A 15,414-nucleotide genomic window follows, 5' to 3' on the forward strand; every position below is an offset into this window, starting at 1 on the left:
GGACAAGACCATTGCCAATCTGGCCTATCTGGATGCTCACGGATTGATCAAATTCCACGCGGATCGGTCGATGAGCGGTGCGTGGCTGATCAGTGGCTACGAGGCGACCCACAAGGGCATGGACTTCATGGCCAACGATGGCGGCCTGACAGCAATTCTTGGTGTTGTGACAGTGAAGCTTCATGACGACACCATCAAAGACCTCGTGGCCCTACGCATCCAGGACATGGACTTGGAACCCGCTGAGAAGAAGCGTTGGATAGAGGCACTTCGCGAGCTGCCAGGGGAAGCGACCAAACACCTTGCAATGAAGCTTTTGGACCTAGGGTTGGAAAAGGCCCCCTCAGCAATTGAGGTAGTGAAAACCACACTCGGCTTCTGAGACCAGGGCTTGATGTGCAGAAAAATGAACTACGCATGGGTAGGCTCCTTCCGAGACTCCTGCGCCCGCATGGCAGGCACCCCATGCGAAGATGGGTTTTCCACAACTTCACTTCGCATGAGGACCTCCATGACCACACATTCCATTGGCTTGATTTGCGCGCATTGCCAGGGCACGCAGTTCGCTTACCCAGCCGGGCGGGAGCTGCAGGAGGAGGACACCATCACCTGCGGCGGATGCGGTGCACAAACGACAGTCGGAGAGGCGCGCAACCAGACCGTCCAGATCGCGGAGAAGCTCCTTCTGGACAGCCTCGGGGACTTGGTGAAACGACGGTAGCAACCACTGGATCTCTTGCACCCCAGCGGGGTCGGGATGCAACCTCAGACGCTCGGGGGCTGGGCTACGCATGCGCCCCCCCCTGCACAGTGGGTGGAGTAGAGAGGCCATCTGCTCCACTACGACGCAGAACAGCCCAATCCACATCAGGGCGCAGCTCTTCGCAGCGGACGCCAGTTACGCGCTCAATGGCAGGACAGTGCTCAGCAGGTACTCGGCCCCGCTTCTTCCACATTGATGGAGCACTATTGGATGCGTCAATGCCCTTTGCCAACGCGGCAACACCTCCCGCTTTCCGAATTGCCCTGTCTAACGCGTCCATGACTGGCCTTCAGTATTACACACGTTTGTGAGTATAGATCACACACCAACGTGAAGCAATGATCTGACAAACTCACAAGCGTGAACACACTCGCAGACAGACTCAAATCCGCACGAGAAGTACTCGGTCTCTCACAGACTGAACTTGCGCGCAGAGCCAAAGTGGCAACTGGCACCATTGGGAACATTGAGGCAGGCACACGAAAAAACCCACGGGACCTCCTCAGCATTGCGTCGGCGCTTGGCGTACGACCGGAATGGCTGCAATCTGGACAAGAGCCGAGATCCTTCAGTGACGGCAATGCTGACACTGCAGGCAGACCGAGAGTCACCAGATCCACACCAGTTGTGGGAACCGCCAAGATGGGGGACGAGGGCTTCTATGTGGAGCTTCAACACCCACCGGGTCATGGAGATGGGTACATTGACGGATACAGCTCAGACCCCAACGCCTATGCACTGCGCGTCAAGGGCGACTCCATGCACCCCGCCATCAGGCATGGATCCTTTGTGGTGGTGGAGCCCAATGGCACGTGCATGCCAGGCGAGTATGTGGCGCTGTCACTGGCGAACGGTCAGCGCATGGTCAAGGAATTGATCATGGAGCGCCTGGACGAAGTGGTAATTGAGTCGGTCAACGGCAACCACCGCAGAACCATCGACCGCTCAGACATTGAATGGATGCACCCCGTTGCCGCAGTAGTTGCCGCAAGCAAATGGCGGCCTGAGTAGAGAACCGCACAAGCTTTCCAGCGATTCCCTTCAAAGCACCGGCAAAGAGACTCCGGCCACAGGTCAGAGCAGCTGACTCAGCCTTGCTTCTGTGCCGGCTTCTTTGCCGACGCATCTTGGCCGGGGCGCTTCGCCATAAATGCCTGGATGACTGCCGCCGTTGGAATGCTCGCCAATAGCCCAGCCACCCATGGCTGATCATTTAGGGCCAAGAAAACAGCTCCAACAACACAGCCAACCGCAACGACAAGCCCACAGAACTGCCCCACCAAGTCACTGCGAAAGACCGACTTCGCCTGATACTCAGCCAAGGCCAACTGCCTACTCTGCGCCGCAACGTTGGCCTCATTGGCCAATTTTTCCATCTCTCGACGGTGTTCGGACTCAACACGAGCCAAATCAAACATCTCTCTCGCAGCGCCTGGCACGAGACGCTCAAACCCAGCCATGATGTCTGGATGCGGAACAGGCCCTTCATAGACCTGGGTTTGGGTCTGAGTCTGCAGCATGGGCCCGATGCCTTGCGGCCCAAGCGAATGAGCAGCAGCGGCCAGAGGCTTGACCTGCGGACTATTTTGAGAGAGCTTGTTGTGCTTGCCGGACACCAGTCACCTTGCGCATGTCATTCCCGACCGCACTCCAACTCTGCGCCATGCGCTGAGCTGGACTGTCGGCTTGGTAAACCACAGTCATAACGTCCACTAACTTAGGCAAAGGTTCGCTGTGAAAAAGACAGACCGGCGCAGCCAACCCCTTCACGAAACCGTGAACAAAGGCATCCTTCGCAGTGCTACCAAGATCAATAACAAACATAGTGAACTGGCCATAGCAGTAACGCTACAGCGAAATTTTTAACGGCCTAGTTGGAGGTCGTATTGTGCACGCAGTTCAACATCTGTGGACCACATTGGATTTATCCATACATCAATTGCGACAAGTGCACACGTGTGCACAGCACTAATCGCCGTACTTTTCCGCATTTGTGCACACGTGTGCACAGCCCCAGCTCCGCGCCCTTCTCACATACGAAAGCACAATCACTCACAATAGTGTTGACCAAGTTACTCACTTTTGTGAGAATTCTTTGTCCCGAATTTTTACGGACAGGAGAATTCGATGCATGTGCGACCCCTTCGCAGCTACCGCGCAACCCTGGTGCCACCGGGCACAGACTACGACCAGATCGAGATCAACGCAGGCCACGGCACCTTACCCACCATGCAACTGAAGGCCCGCAACGCAGGCCAGGCTGAGCAGGCCGCGCACCATGTGACTGGCTTGCCCGTGCTCAAGGTGGAGCGGATGGAAGGCGGTGCAACATGAGCCCGACCCCGCTACTAGGGGCAGCGCGTGTACTGAATGCACTCGCGCAGCCCATCAAGAATGGGCCCCTTGTTCTTGTAGGTGCAGTGGCCCAGCGGCCCCATCTCCCACTCCTTGTCGCGCTCTGCCTTCTGGCGCTCCCATGCAGCCAGGAAGCTCTTGCGATTCCACCTGGAAAGGCATTGAACGAACCTGTCCACCTCCAGCCCAGTAGGGGGCTTGCGGTAGGCACTGGGGCCGCTCACCTCCAGCAACAGCCAGGCACGGACTGGATCAGCCGCGTCGTTGAATTCCTTTCGCATATCCCGCCACAGTGCCATGCGGTGGCCGACAAGCAGCCCGACAAAGAATGTCAGCAGCGAAAGAAGGGGGTTCTGGAGCGGCCAAAGCATGACCATCCTGTGTTATTCAACCTGCCCGTGGCGCTTGCCACATTCGTGCTGGGTTTTTACATCACAGACGGCTTTGGAGGTGGGAAATGATGACTACCCACCGCCTCTACACCGCCCTGCGCCGCGTGCTGGGTCCCTGCACCTCTTACCGCATTGCGCGTGCCTTGTCAGCGCGGGACGCCCGCCAATGACCTACCAAGTACCGCACTATCGGTCCGCTTCGCCCCATGCCAGCAAGGCCGCCGTACGCCCTGCACGGCCATTCGTGCCGGTGCCTTTGATGCCACCTACCAGCCGCCGCAAGCGCCCCCACTGGGCCGTGCGCGCTGCGCGCGTGGTGGTCAAAGCCCTGTTCCTTTGCTTCTGCGTGTTTGTGGGGTTTGTCACCTTCTGCGTGGCGTTCCATCACCTCACGCATTGGGGCTGAGCTGTGCACACGTGTGCACAACCCACACCGGGAGCCTTCACGCTGCGCATCAGCGGCAAGGTCACCCGCAGCACCTGCCGCTACACGCGCGGCGGCGTGCCCGTGGTGGAGCTGGAGATTGAAGACCGCCACACCGGCCAGCTGGTTCTCATCAGCCACCGCTACCCCGACAAGGGCACCGCCAGCTGCGTTGCAGCGCGCTCCCTGGCCAACCGCATGCAGGGCCAGCACGCCGACCTGCAGGCCATCAACCCCAAATTCAAGGCCAAGCGCATGGAGTGCGAGGCCGACCTGATCAACCCAACCCCCACCGGCGCCCAGCGCGCAGACCTTGCATGACCTCCAAGACCACCACCATCCACATCACCGATCTGCCAGACGGCGGGATCATGGTGCACACCACGGCAGGCTCTCCCCTGYCCGGCCAGCGCCTCACGCCAGGGCAAGCGCTGGCCACCGACCTGCTCAACACCTGCACCCATCGTGCAAGCGATGTGCGCTACTGGCACGGCAAAGACCGCGCGCTGGAGTTTGTCGAAAGCTGCCTGAACCCCGAGGGCAACGGCTACGCCGTCAACGCCTACGTGCGCGACCAAGCCCGCCACGTGCTGGGCCTGCCCCAGGTCGAAACCCCGAAGGGGCCAGCATGAACCTGCAACACCTCGCACGCGCCCGGCCCAAGTTCCACGGCGGCACCGGCAACCGCAAGCCGCACACACCCACACCGGGCAAGGGTCGCAAGTCCATCCTGATCTATGGCCCCCAGGGCAGCGGCAAAGGCATGCACGCCGAAGACCTTTGCCGCCACTTCGACCTGCCGTACCTGCTGGACGAATGGTGGCCCGGCGAGAAGTGGCCCGAGTTTGACCACGTGGTGCTCAGCCACTGCCCGCCCCCCATCAACATGCGCCACGCCATCCCCATCCAGACAGCGCTGGCAATGCTCAAGAACAACGCCCCCGGCTACCCCTTCTGAGGTGAAACCATGGCAACCGATCAACTAGACACCGCAACAGCTCCCACCACCACGCCCGACACGGACATGCGCATGGTGGATCTGCAGCTCATTGAAGAGAGCTTGACCAACCCCCGCCGCACCTTCAACCAGCAAAAGCTGGCAGAGCTGGCCGAGACCATCAAGCAGCGCGGGGTGGTGCAGCCCGTTCTGCTGCGCCCCCTGCCTGGCACCCGCATGGCAGACACCTTCGGGTTCCGCCGCCAGGGCGCACCGCTGCCGGTGTACGAGCTGGTCTCTGGCGCCCGCCGCCTACGCGCATCGCACATCGCAGGCGCCACGAACATCCCTGCCATGATCCGGGCGCTGACAGACCGCGAGGCCCGCGAGATCCAGCACATCGAGAACATCCAGCGCGAAGACGTGGACAAGCTGGAAGAGGCCGAGAGCTTCCGCAGCCTGCTGGACGACTTCGGCATGACCGCCGACGCGATTGGCGAAAAGATCGGCCAGAGCCGCAGCTACGTGTATGCAGCACTCAAGATTCTGGACCTGTGCCAGGTCGGGCGCCAGGCGCTGCGCGAGGGCAAGCTGGACTTCTCCAAGGCCCTGCAGGTTGCCCGCATCCCCAGCGAAAGCCAGCAGCTCAAGGCCATCAAGGATCTGTCCGAGACCGACTATGAAGGTGAGCCAATCATTGGCGCACGCAGGGCAGCGGCATACATCCGCCAGCACTACATGCTGGCGCTGGACAAGGCCCCCTTCTCGCGCACTGATGCCGACCTCCTGCCAGGCGCTGGCGCGTGCACCAACTGCCCCAAGCGCACCGGCGCCAACCCCGAGCTGTTTGCCGATGTGAAGAGTGCAGACGTGTGCACAGACGCACCCTGCTATCACAAGAAGGAAGAGGCCCACGCCCACCAGCTGGCCGAGCAAGCCCGCGCCAAAGGTCAGACCGTGATCGAGAGCAAGGAATCGGCCGAGCTGGTGGTGATGGGCGGCTACGGCCCAGCGCCAAAGCTCAAAGGCTATCGCCGCCTAGACTTTGCCGACGACAGCCCTACCGACCAGCCCCTGCGCAAAATCATCGGCAAGCAGATGCAGGCCGAGGGCATAGAGGCCGTGCTGATCGAGAACCCGCGCAAGAAGGGCGACATGCTGGCCTGCCTGCCCAATGAGGTGGTGCTGCGGTTGCTGAAGATCGTGGAGGCCCAGGCCACCGCCCCGCAGGCCAAGGCCAGCACCGTGAGCAAAGAAGCCCGCGAACTGGCAGCGCAGAAGAAGGCAGCAGCAGAAGCCCGCGCTCAAGCGCAGTACGAACAGGCCTGGCGTGACGCCCTGCTGGCCCGTACATGGAACGAGGTGGGCTCAAGCGGGTTCGAGTTCTTCACGCTGGACGTGCACCGCTACCTGGTCAAGCAAGAGGCCGCGCGCCTGTCCACCGAGCAAGCCGAGCGCATCGCCGCCCGCCTTGACCTTGGCAAGGTGGGTGCGCACAGCGCCGTCATCGAATACGCCAACACCACGCCCACCCCGCATCTGTTGCACCTGCTCATCCTCATGGAGCGCACCTCGCGCACGGAGGATCGTGGCTATCTGGACCGTCCTGCGAATGCGGGCCTGATGCTGGTGGCCGGTGTCGCACTGCAGGACAAACTGCCCGTCGTCATCAACGAAGTGCAGGCCGAAGCCAAGGCCAAATACATGCCCGAACGCGAAAACCCAGCTGCCGCGACCGATCTGGCTGCGCAAGCGGGGGAAGGTGCGGAGGGGGGCAAGGGCGGCAAGGGCGCCGCGAAAAAATCGGCTGCGCGCGCTGGCGCAAAAGCCGCTGCCGAGGCGCCCAAGACATCGAAGGCCAAGGCCTCGGCCGACATCGCGGCCGYGATGCAAGCGCTGGAGGGGGAGACCACTACAGGCAGCGCTGCCGCGCTGCAGGGCAACGAAGCACCGGCACCCGCCGGTGCGGCGCCAGTAGGCAAGGCCCAGCCCAAACTCAAGGCCGGTGCCACTGCCAAGGCCCAGGACGTGGCGCCTACGGCGCAGGGCAACGAAGCGCAGCCAGTCGCTGCCGCGCAGGCTACGCCCCAGCCAGCAGGGGAGCCTGTAGCACCTCTGCCCGAGATCGACAAGGGCGCCCTGGTGCGCATCAAAGACGACGCGCGCGGTCCCAACGGCAAGCGCCTCAAGACCTGCGGCCAAGTGTGCTGGGTGGCCAAGGGCGGCACAAACGACCTGGTGCTGCACTACGGCCCCAAGTCGAATGAGGCCGTTCTCAACATCACCAGCGCCGAAGTGGAGCCCTACAAGGCAGATCCGCTGATCGGCAGCAAGGTGCGCGTGCTGTCCAACCCCATGGCAATGGACCGCAACGAATACCGCTGGCGCCAGGGCACGGTCAAGGCCTGCAAGCCTGATGGTTGGGAAATCATGTTCCCAGGCCTGAAAGGCGGCGTGGCCACGTTCATGATTTTTGGCACCGAAGAGCTTGAGGTGCTGGAATGATCAGCAAAGCCATCAGCATCCGCCAGCCCTGGCCATGGCTCATCACCATGGGCTACAAACCCGTGGAAAACCGCACCTGGCACACCCACTACAGGGGCCCCGTGGCCATCCACGCCAGCCAGGGCATGAGACGCGACGACTACGACGACTGCGTGGCCTTCCTGCGCAGCCACCCTAGCCTGCGCCACATTGTTGACGCGCTGCCAGCGCCCAAGGATCTGCCACGCGGTGGAATCGTCGGCAAAGCCAACCTGGTGGCGTGCACACGCTTCCACGAGTCGCCGTTCTTCACCGGCGAATACGCCCACGTCCTGCAGGGCGCTGAGCCCGTGGAGTTTCAGTCCTGTAGGGGCGCGCTGGGCTATTTCACGCTGCCGCAGGGAGTTGTGCTGTGACCTGCCAAATACTCAAACGATGCGCCTTGTTCGATCAAGAGATCAATGCGCCTTGCAACTCGCTGGGACACCACTTTGCGGTAGCCCACCGCGCCACGAACCGGCACGCACACAAACAGACCAGAGTTCCCAGGAATGGGAGCGCGCACGTAACCCGCGTGAAGGCCGTTGGGCAGAAGTTTGAAAAACACAGTCATGTCGGCTGCAACTCTGTTGTTGAGGTGAAGCCCACTGTATTTTTTATCCGCCCTCTCACGGACACGCTCGGGCAAGCCGAAGGACTGGGGGAGCTATGACCCACGGCCGCAAACCCCGCCAACCGCGCACACGTGTGCAGAACCCCGTGCGCCTCGCCGCCTGGCAGGCTGCGCTGCTGGACCGCAACCAGGTCGAATCCATCATGACCCCCTTGCGCCTGGCCTTTGCAGCCCTGCGGCAAGGTGTGGGCACTGAACTGGAGTGGGCCTACATCACCAGCGCCATGAACATCGCTGACTCGGTGGCCCTCACCAGTCCGATACGCGGAACGCGCGGCCACATCGAGCCCGCCCAGCGAGCACTCGACGGCATCATGCGCCGAGCCATGGCCACGTGCGAGTGGCGCCCCACAGACCTGTACCTTGAAGAGATCGACCTGATAGGCGACGGCCTAGCCATCTACCACCACCAGCTGCGCCACCTCACGCGCGGCGAATACCAGCGCGCCGAAGACCACGCGGCCGCAGACGTGCGCCGCGCCGCCGGTGCCGTCGTCATCAACACCACACCGGCCAGCGAGCAGCTGGCGCTTGCAGGAGTTTGAGCATGATCGGGCAACAACGCACCGGCAATCTACCCGGAATAGTGATATGGGCTACTAGCCACCAAGGTCTACAAGTAATGGTAGCCGGTCAACGAGGGGCCTTAGCTGTCGTCGATCCTGAAGGAAGAGTCCTAGCTTCTGGCGAAGAAGTAGCTCGAGAAGCCGAAGCCGTGGCACTAAATAACTTCAAAAATACGATGCGTGGCAAAGGCTATTTAAAAACTATTGGAAAAGAACTGGGGCCGTTATCCAAACTTGCACCTGGATAGTCGCACCCATATTCTTTTAATAATCATGCAGAGCCAATTGTATCGGTGAAGAACATTCGGCGAAGCCAATTCGAAAACACGTCAGCACTCGGGAGCCCTGCATCCAAATATTTTGACGATATAGCTTGACCTAAAGGTTTGCCAGGCTCACTCTGCCATGCTAGCCAAGTGTGAATTTTCGCTTTCGCCTTGTTCAAATTATCAAATCGACAAATTCCATGCGGAATCTCTTGCATCGATTTCTCGACATGATTAAGCAAAGGATCGCCAGGAGCAACAAGGAACGCGAGAAAATCCTCCATGATACCCGTTAACTTGTTGTCAGGCATCAGCCACACGCCAACTCTTGGAAGAAACAAACCAGGTGGCGACTCCAAAACGGTTCCACTCAAATCCGGCTGGACTGGAGTGTTCGTATAACCTGCAGATCTCAAACGACTACTTATCGCATCCCATCTTGCAGAGACATCTTGATCAGCATCCATGAGAATCCCCAGAGCATGCAAATCACTCTGCTTTAGCCTCGCACCTATTGCATCAAGCAGAGGATCCTTGCCGCCGTATTGCTTAATACTATCAATTTTACCTAAAGATCTCGTGCCACAAATATGCATGACGACATGTTCATCGTCCTTTCCTTCTACCATTAAGACGGTCTTTGGCGTCATCATCTGACCTCAATCTGGTCCTGGGTCACAATTTCGAGTTCGGATTCTGAAAAGGTTGTGGGTAAGATGTATTCACCACGCCGTGACAACCTAACCAACACGCCTCGGGACGGACTTTCAGATGCGGCCACTTGGAACGCTCGAACACAGTCCCAACTGTGCGAAGTCGCGAAGACTTGAACATTCAAATCATATGCTAACCGAAAGATTGTTCGCCAAATTTCCGCTTGCGCAGAATAATGTAGACCATTCTCAATTTCATCTACCAGCAGAATACCATTTCTAGCATTACACAAAGACAAAATCACTCCGAACAACCGGTTTACGCCGTCTCCAAAGGTTCGCAACGGCACGGGAGAAGTAAATAAAGTACTTTTCGCTATTGCAGTACGTCCACGGGATCTATCTCCTCCACCAATAACTGATACTCCTTGAATATCCGGCGATACTATCTGCAGCGCCTTCACTATTTCAGGCTCGACCTCAGTCAAAGCGATAGAATCCCACAGCACGCCCATCTGACTTGTAGATCTCGAGCTAAAAGGATCAAGATATATACACGGAAAGCTCTGGGACTCATCATTCGGGCGCAGAGGAAAGGTCCTACGTTGAAACCTATCAATAGGGACTACTCGCTTCCTTGCTGGCGTTTCAATTGCGAGAGCCGGGTATAGGTCAGCCTCCCCAAAAAAATCGTTTTCTACTTCTTCGTATGAGACGCCAATGCGATCGGCATCCTCCCTTCGCGCAACCCAAGCGAGGCGAGCTCTAACGGATCCCACATGTAGAGGAAAGGCACCTTCCGCCCTGATTTCAAAGTACGATGGGAGACTAGGAGATTCAGGGAATCCAGAAAATAAACTACTTACTGGTGCGAACTGAGGAGACGTGACCACCCCATCAGCATCCGGGGTAGGAAAATACAACTCATCGCGATAAGTAAGAATTTCGTTGAAAGTTCTTAAGGACCCAGCTGATGCAAGAATTCGGRTGGCCTCGAGCACCGAAGATTTTCCCGCGTTGTTTTTTCCAGTAATTAAGTTAACATTACCGAAAGTCTCAACATTTAATCTGTCAAGCGTCCGGAAACCTTCTATGTGCAAGCTAGTAATATGTTCTGCCATTTAAGCAAGCCCAGTTGATTGCAATAACCAAAGCCAACCCTACGTTGCCTAGACAGATCATAGAGCATCGCCTTGCTATAGCAGACCGTGAATTCTGAAAAACGCCCATCTGAGCCATGCGAAAAAACAATATAGACTATGATTAGGGCATCCCAGGCTGACGAATCCGACTTTGGGTGTTTTGGTGGGGGCAATTGCTTCGCTCATATCCCCGTATTGTCCCAGTTCCGGCGTTGAGCGGTCAGGATTGCCGATTCATCGCAAGGTTTGCCACCTGCCGCAACCTGCGCAACCGGTGCTGCACCAGCCCGCAGCCGCGATTTAAAGGCAGCAGGCGCCGCCCGGGGGCAAGGCGCCGCAGGCGCCTCGGGGGCTATCTTTTCAGTCCAAATGCGCCCAGCATCTGCTCCGTCTGCTTTTGCATCTGCTCCTGCATCTGGGCCAGCATGGTCTGCGACTGCTCGACATAGTTGCCCATCATGCCCTTGAGCATGGGCGACTGCAGGCTCATGAACTGCGCCCACATCTCGGGCGTCACGCTTTGGGACTGCTCGGCCAGCTTGGTCTGCACGTCGGTGAAGGCCTGGACGTTCTTCTCCAGGTACGCGCCCATGAACCCCTGCATGGCATGGCCGTAGAACCGGATGATGTTGGCCAGCACCGCCTCGGTGAACATCGGGGCGCCGCCCGCCTCCTCTTCCAAAATGATCTGCAGCAGGATGCTGCGTGTGAGGTCTTCGCCCGTCTTGGCGTCGCGCACCACCACGTTCTGGTGGTCCATCACCAGCTGGCGCACCTCGGCCAGGGTGATGTAGGTGGAGGTGTCTGTGTCGTACAGACGGCGGTTGGGGTACTTCTTGATGACGCGCTGGGTCGATTTGGACGCAGCGGTTTTCGGTTCGGACACAACGAACTCCTCGGGCTCAAAACCCATGTATTGCAGTGCAGCACATTCTAGGGAGACTGCTGCGCCGCTGCGGCAAAGGAATACCCTGAGGACGCAGGACAACCGAGTGTCGCACGTGTGACTGATAGGTCCGGCGCTGTGTGTCGTGGAGCTTCCTGCACCACACACCACAGCCCGGCAACAGCGCGTGAAGCGAAAGAATGAAGCAAAAACAAAAAAGCCACCTTACGGTGGCTTGCTGCATGAACACCGCCTGCGGTGTTGTTGCCAAGTTTTCTTGAACTGAAAGCTGGTTTCTTTCAGAAAAACTTGGTAGGCGCGATTGGACTCGAACCAACGACCCCCACCATGTCAAGGTGGTGCTCTAACCAGCTGAGCTACGCGCCTGTCGTTATCAAGACCACGATTATAGCCATAAAAATCGCCCCCTCGAGCTCGGCAGGCTACAAATCGCACAACGCGCGCGAAGCGGGCTCACAGGCAAGGCCCGCGCGCGTCTCGCCTCAACGGCGGCGGGCAGAACGAACGCCCTGCACCCCAGCCACGATGCCGAGCACCTTGTTCAGGCGGCCTGAGTCGGACACTTCTACCGTGAACGTCATCCACGCCGTGCCTTTGACGGACTGGGTCTGCACACCGATCACATTGGTTTTTTCGCGGGCGAACACTTCCGAGATGTCGCGCAGCAGGCCCTGGCGGTCGGCSGCCTCCACCGCGACGTCCACCGGGTACACCGCCGTGGATGCCGATGGCTTGGGCACGCCCCACTCCACCTCGATCACACGCTCGGCGTTGCGTGCCGCCATCTCGCGGAAGTTGCTGCAGTCGGCACGGTGCACGCTCACCCCTTTGCCGCGCGTGACAAAGCCACGGATGGTGTCCGGGGGTGCGGGCTTGCAGCACTTGGCCAGCTGCGTCATCAGCGAGTCGATGCCCACCACCAGCACACCGCCCTTGGGGGCCGCATCGTTGGTGCGTGTTTTCTTGAGCAGCAGATAGTCGTCGGGCTGCAGCACGGGCTCGGGCGGGCGTAGCACGGTTTCAATGTTGCGCAGCGAAAACTCATCCTTGCCCACCACCTCAAACAGCGCGTCGGCCGACTTGAAGCCCAGTTGCACCGCCAGATCGTCGAGCTTGATGGCGGTCTTGCCTTCGCGCTGCAGCAGCTTTTCGACCGCCTCGCGGCCCCGGGCCACTGTCTCGTGCGTGGCCTGTGCGTTGAACCAGGCACGCACCTTGGCCTTGGCGCGGTTGCTGGTGAGATAGCCSAGCTCGGCATTGAGCCAGTCGCGCGAGGGGCGCCCTTCCTTGACGGTGGAGATTTCAACCGTCTGCCCGTTTTGCAACGGGGTATTGAGCGGCACCATCACACCATCGACCTTGGCGCCCCGGCAGCGGTGGCCCAGGCTGGTGTGGACCGAGTAGGCAAAGTCCACCGGGGTGGCGCCCTGGGGCAGCTCCACCACGGCCGCATCGGGCGTCAGCACGTAGATGCGGTCCTCGAACAGGCCCCGGTTGGGCAACGTGCCCGCCAGGTCCCGCTCCCACGCCAGCAGCTGGCGCAGCACGGCAATTTTGGCGTCGTACTCGCCCGTTGCAGACACACCCGCATAACCTTTGGCACCGGCCTCCTTGTACGCCCAGTGGGCTGCCACGCCGTGCTCGGCGTGTTCGTGCATGGCCTGGGTGCGGATCTGGATCTCGATGGGCTTGCCGTTGTCGTCCCGCACAATGGTGTGCAGTGACTGGTAGCCGTTGGGCTTGGGCTTGGCGATGTAGTCGTCAAACTCCTCCACGATGGGCTTGAACTGCTCGTGCACCCAGCTCAGGGCGGCGTAGCAGTCCTTCACCGTGGGCACCACCACACGCAGCGCGCGGATGTCGAACACCTGGTCGAAGTTGAGCGACTTGCCACGCATCTTCTTGACGATGCTGTAGATGTGCTTGGGGCGGCCCGCCACGGTGGCGCTGATGCTGCGCGCACGCAGATCGGATTCGAGCCGCGCGCGCAGCTGCTCCATGTAGACCTCGCGCTCGCCACGCTTTTCGTCGAGCAGGCGGGCCACTTCCTTGTAGGTGTCGGGCTCCAGGAAGCGGAAGGACAGGTCCTCCAGCTCCCACTTCACCTGCCAGATACCCAGGCGGTTTGCCAGCGGCGCAAACACCTGCAACGACTCGCGCGCCAGACTGGGCGACACGGGGCGCTTGCTGGCCGCATGAAAACGGAGCGTCTGCAAGCGCGAGGCCAGCCGCAGCATCACCACCCGCAGGTCGCGCGAGAACGCSAGCAGCATCTTGCGCACGTTCTCCGTCTGCACGGCCGGGTCGTCCAGCGGCGCAGCCGCGCGGGCCTGCTSCTGCACGCGCATCAGCTTGGTGGTYTCSACCGCCAGCGCCGCGAAGTTGKCGCCRAASRCCTTGGCRATCACCTCCTCGGGTTTGTTCAGATGGATGCAGGCGTGTACCAGATAGCTGGCCGCCTGCATGGCTTCGGAACCGCCAATGCCCTTGAGGATGGCGGCTACCGCATCGGCGTGGGCCAGCGTGTTCTCGCCGGAGTCGAGCGTTTCGCCCGCCATCAGGGGTTCGGCAAAAGCGCGCGCGCGGGCCAGTGCGTTCACCTGCTCCGGCAGGGTGTGCGCCGTGGCGGCGATGAGCTGGGGGACAGCGTCGGCCTGGGGGGTGAGAGACGCTGGTGCAGGAGGGTTGGTTTTCATCCGGCCACAGCACCTTCTGCCGCCAGCAGGAAACTCGCGACTGCGGCGACCTGGTCTTTAGCCACCAGCGTGGGCGCGTGGCCCACACCGTCGAACTCCACCACGCGGGCCCGGGGCCCGCGCTGCGCCATGGCCTGCGCCGTATCGCGTGAGAGCAGGTCGGACTGCCCACCACGCAACAGCAAAGTCTGGGCCGTGATGTGGTCATACAGCTGCCACAGCGCCGCCTCGCCCGCCGCCGCAGCCTCCTGCGTCAACGTCTTGAACGGCACCGCAATCGCCGGGTCATAGTGCAGCGCAAGGCCGCCTCCGGCGGACTGCGGCAGCTCGCGCACCATGGCGCGCGACAGATCCAGCCACTGGGCGGGCGTGTGGGGGCCAAAGCTGGTGGAGATGGCCCACATTGCATCGGCCGCCTGCTGCAGCGATGCAAACCGCGCGGGCTGCCCCAGATACTGCCCGATGCGCTGCAGCGCCTGCCACTGGATGACAGGCCCCACATCGTTCAGCACCAGCCGGCGCACAGGCACCGGCAAGGGCAGGCCCGGCTGGCCGGTGATGCCCATGCCGATGAGTCCACCCATGCTCGTGCCCACCCAGTCCAGCGTGGTGATGGGGGCTTGCTGGTGCAACTGCGCCAGCAATGCCAGCATGTCCGCCGCGTATTGGGGAATCTGGTAGCCCATGGGGTCGGCCAGCCAGTCGCTGCGCCCCCGGCCCACCACGTCGGGGCAGATCACCCGTGCATGCTGGCTCAGCACGCGGGCCAAGGTATCAAAATCCCGCCCCTGGCGCGACAGGCCATGCACGCAGACGATGACGTGCGGGTGCGCCGGGTTGCCGGTGGCGTTCCACTCCCAATACGCCATGCGGTGCTGCTGTGCGGGAGCGGGTGCGGGTGCGCGGTCTGGAGTCTCCGGCGAGGCCGCGGGGCCTGGGCACAGTACGTAGTTCAGCGTAGGTTCAATCATGGGTGCGAAATCCGGGGGCAGCGCTCGATAATGCTGTGGTCGTTGGCACCCATCGCTTGCCCCTGAGTGCCGACTTTTTCTTGTCGTCGCATCGTAATTCATTCGGAGAGACTCCCATGCTGAAAGGCAAAACTGCCCTCGTCACCGGCTCCACCAGCGGCATTGKTCTTGGCATCGCCAAGGCC

At 60.5% G+C, this 15,414-nt stretch carries 20 protein-coding genes and 1 tRNA gene; 12 read left to right on the plus strand and 9 right to left on the minus strand.

Translation table 11 applies throughout. The features are described 5' to 3' along the window. Together AC04MI_RS17810 and AC04MI_RS17815 are read left to right on the plus strand one after the other, a co-directional pair. Positions 1–382, plus strand: a 382-nt coding sequence (locus AC04MI_RS17810; protein ID WP_476498290.1) for a hypothetical protein, incomplete at its 5' end; no start/stop codon positions are given. A gap of 129 nt (positions 383–511) precedes the next feature. Continuing rightward, a complete protein-coding gene (locus tag AC04MI_RS17815; RefSeq protein WP_476498291.1) occupies positions 512–721 on the plus strand; it encodes an ECs_2282 family putative zinc-binding protein in 210 nt (69 codons plus the stop codon). Between the two features lie 64 nt (positions 722–785). Here AC04MI_RS17815 and AC04MI_RS17820 read toward each other — a convergent pair whose 3' ends face one another. Next, positions 786–1,043, minus strand: a complete 258-nt coding sequence (locus AC04MI_RS17820) for a YdaS family helix-turn-helix protein (protein WP_476498292.1) — start codon at positions 1,041–1,043, stop codon at positions 786–788. Positions 1,044–1,123: 80 nt separating this feature from the next. Here AC04MI_RS17820 and AC04MI_RS17825 point away from each other — a divergent pair, with 80 nt between their 5' ends. Continuing rightward, the gene (locus AC04MI_RS17825) at positions 1,124–1,774 is read left to right on the plus strand and encodes a S24 family peptidase (protein WP_476498293.1); all 651 of its coding nucleotides are present in this window, start codon (positions 1,124–1,126) and stop codon (positions 1,772–1,774) included. 77 nt (positions 1,775–1,851) lie between these two features. Here the strand turns inward: AC04MI_RS17825 and AC04MI_RS17830 are convergent, their stop codons facing one another. Next, positions 1,852–2,379, minus strand: coding sequence for a DUF2335 domain-containing protein (locus AC04MI_RS17830; protein ID WP_476498294.1), 528 nt, complete (start codon positions 2,377–2,379; stop codon positions 1,852–1,854). Between the two features lie 511 nt (positions 2,380–2,890). Here AC04MI_RS17830 and AC04MI_RS17835 point away from each other — a divergent pair. Continuing rightward, positions 2,891–3,097, plus strand: a complete 207-nt coding sequence (locus tag AC04MI_RS17835) for a hypothetical protein (protein ID WP_476498295.1) — start codon at positions 2,891–2,893, stop codon at positions 3,095–3,097. A 14-nt stretch (positions 3,098–3,111) separates the two neighbouring features. On the opposite strand, the gene AC04MI_RS17840 is transcribed toward AC04MI_RS17835, so the two are convergent. After that, positions 3,112–3,399 (minus strand): hypothetical protein, encoded by a 288-nt coding sequence (locus AC04MI_RS17840; protein WP_476498297.1) that lies wholly within the window; start codon positions 3,397–3,399, stop codon positions 3,112–3,114. A gap of 277 nt (positions 3,400–3,676) precedes the next feature. On the opposite strand from AC04MI_RS17840, the gene AC04MI_RS17845 reads away from it, so the two are divergent. From AC04MI_RS17845 to AC04MI_RS17880, 8 genes are all read left to right on the plus strand, one after another. Continuing rightward, positions 3,677–3,916 carry a hypothetical protein gene (locus tag AC04MI_RS17845; protein WP_476498299.1) on the plus strand — a complete coding sequence of 80 codons (240 nt, stop codon included), beginning with the start codon at positions 3,677–3,679 and terminating at the stop codon, positions 3,914–3,916. A gap of 3 nt (positions 3,917–3,919) precedes the next feature. Further along, entirely contained in the window at positions 3,920–4,255 is a 336-nt protein-coding gene (locus AC04MI_RS17850) for a hypothetical protein (RefSeq protein WP_476498300.1), read from the plus strand. Then, positions 4,252–4,566, plus strand: coding sequence for a hypothetical protein (locus AC04MI_RS17855; protein ID WP_476498302.1), 315 nt, complete (start codon positions 4,252–4,254; stop codon positions 4,564–4,566). Before AC04MI_RS17850 ends, AC04MI_RS17855 begins: the two co-directional genes overlap by 4 nt. Beyond that, a complete protein-coding gene (locus AC04MI_RS17860; protein ID WP_476498304.1) occupies positions 4,563–4,892 on the plus strand; it encodes a hypothetical protein in 330 nt (109 codons plus the stop codon). Before AC04MI_RS17855 ends, AC04MI_RS17860 begins: the two co-directional genes overlap by 4 nt. A 9-nt stretch (positions 4,893–4,901) precedes the next feature. Further along, positions 4,902–7,376, plus strand: coding sequence for a ParB/RepB/Spo0J family partition protein (locus tag AC04MI_RS17865; protein WP_476498305.1), 2,475 nt, complete (start codon positions 4,902–4,904; stop codon positions 7,374–7,376). Continuing rightward, entirely contained in the window at positions 7,373–7,771 is a 399-nt protein-coding gene (locus tag AC04MI_RS17870) for an ASCH domain-containing protein (protein ID WP_476498306.1), read from the plus strand. Before AC04MI_RS17865 ends, AC04MI_RS17870 begins: the two co-directional genes overlap by 4 nt. Positions 7,772–8,063: 292 nt before the next feature. Beyond that, on the plus strand, positions 8,064–8,573 hold the full coding sequence (locus AC04MI_RS17875; RefSeq protein ID WP_476498307.1) for a hypothetical protein: 510 nt from the start codon (positions 8,064–8,066) through the stop codon (positions 8,571–8,573). Between the two features lie 2 nt (positions 8,574–8,575). After that, positions 8,576–8,842: a hypothetical protein gene (locus AC04MI_RS17880; protein ID WP_476498308.1), complete on the plus strand. Its 267-nt coding sequence runs from the start codon at positions 8,576–8,578 to the stop codon at positions 8,840–8,842. Positions 8,843–8,865: 23 nt separating this feature from the next. On the opposite strand, the gene AC04MI_RS17885 is transcribed toward AC04MI_RS17880, so the two are convergent. The 6 genes from AC04MI_RS17885 to AC04MI_RS17910 form a co-directional block, all read right to left on the minus strand. Further along, complete coding sequence (locus tag AC04MI_RS17885; protein WP_476498309.1) at positions 8,866–9,510, minus strand: DUF3226 domain-containing protein; 645 nt, start codon at positions 9,508–9,510, stop codon at positions 8,866–8,868. Next, positions 9,510–10,634 carry an AAA family ATPase gene (locus AC04MI_RS17890; protein ID WP_476498310.1) on the minus strand — a complete coding sequence of 375 codons (1,125 nt, stop codon included), beginning with the start codon at positions 10,632–10,634 and terminating at the stop codon, positions 9,510–9,512. The genes AC04MI_RS17885 and AC04MI_RS17890 overlap by 1 nt, the downstream gene beginning before the upstream one ends. Before the next feature lie 373 nt (positions 10,635–11,007). Beyond that, the gene (gene phaR / locus AC04MI_RS17895) at positions 11,008–11,568 is read right to left on the minus strand and encodes a polyhydroxyalkanoate synthesis repressor PhaR (protein ID WP_056746647.1); all 561 of its coding nucleotides are present in this window, start codon (positions 11,566–11,568) and stop codon (positions 11,008–11,010) included. Positions 11,569–11,851: 283 nt separating this feature from the next. Continuing rightward, positions 11,852–11,928 (minus strand) — tRNA-Val (locus AC04MI_RS17900). Positions 11,929–12,044: 116 nt separating this feature from the next. Beyond that, entirely contained in the window at positions 12,045–14,258 is a 2,214-nt protein-coding gene (locus AC04MI_RS17905) for a RelA/SpoT family protein (protein WP_476498311.1), read from the minus strand. After that, on the minus strand, positions 14,255–15,229 hold the full coding sequence (locus AC04MI_RS17910; protein ID WP_436077000.1) for an alpha/beta fold hydrolase: 975 nt from the start codon (positions 15,227–15,229) through the stop codon (positions 14,255–14,257). The genes AC04MI_RS17905 and AC04MI_RS17910 overlap by 4 nt, the downstream gene beginning before the upstream one ends. Between the last annotated feature and the right edge of the window lie 185 nt (positions 15,230–15,414).

The sequence above is a fragment of the Acidovorax sp. LjRoot204 genome, assembly GCF_056175785.1.

Coding starts and splice junctions, on each gene's coding strand:
- AC04MI_RS17815 (WP_476498291.1), top strand. CDS start 512: ATGACCACACATTCCATTGGCTTGATTTGCGCGCATTGCCAGGGCACG.
- AC04MI_RS17820 (WP_476498292.1), bottom strand. CDS start 1,043: ATGGACGCGTTAGACAGGGCAATTCGGAAAGCGGGAGGTGTTGCCGCG.
- AC04MI_RS17835 (WP_476498295.1), top strand. CDS start 2,891: ATGCATGTGCGACCCCTTCGCAGCTACCGCGCAACCCTGGTGCCACCG.
- AC04MI_RS17840 (WP_476498297.1), bottom strand. CDS start 3,399: ATGCGAAAGGAATTCAACGACGCGGCTGATCCAGTCCGTGCCTGGCTG.
- AC04MI_RS17845 (WP_476498299.1), top strand. CDS start 3,677: ATGACCTACCAAGTACCGCACTATCGGTCCGCTTCGCCCCATGCCAGC.
- AC04MI_RS17860 (WP_476498304.1), top strand. CDS start 4,563: ATGAACCTGCAACACCTCGCACGCGCCCGGCCCAAGTTCCACGGCGGC.
- AC04MI_RS17870 (WP_476498306.1), top strand. CDS start 7,373: ATGATCAGCAAAGCCATCAGCATCCGCCAGCCCTGGCCATGGCTCATC.
- AC04MI_RS17875 (WP_476498307.1), top strand. CDS start 8,064: ATGACCCACGGCCGCAAACCCCGCCAACCGCGCACACGTGTGCAGAAC.
- AC04MI_RS17880 (WP_476498308.1), top strand. CDS start 8,576: ATGATCGGGCAACAACGCACCGGCAATCTACCCGGAATAGTGATATGG.
- AC04MI_RS17885 (WP_476498309.1), bottom strand. CDS start 9,510: ATGACGCCAAAGACCGTCTTAATGGTAGAAGGAAAGGACGATGAACAT.
- phaR (WP_056746647.1), bottom strand. CDS start 11,568: ATGGGTTTTGAGCCCGAGGAGTTCGTTGTGTCCGAACCGAAAACCGCT.
- AC04MI_RS17910 (WP_436077000.1), bottom strand. CDS start 15,229: ATGATTGAACCTACGCTGAACTACGTACTGTGCCCAGGCCCCGCGGCC.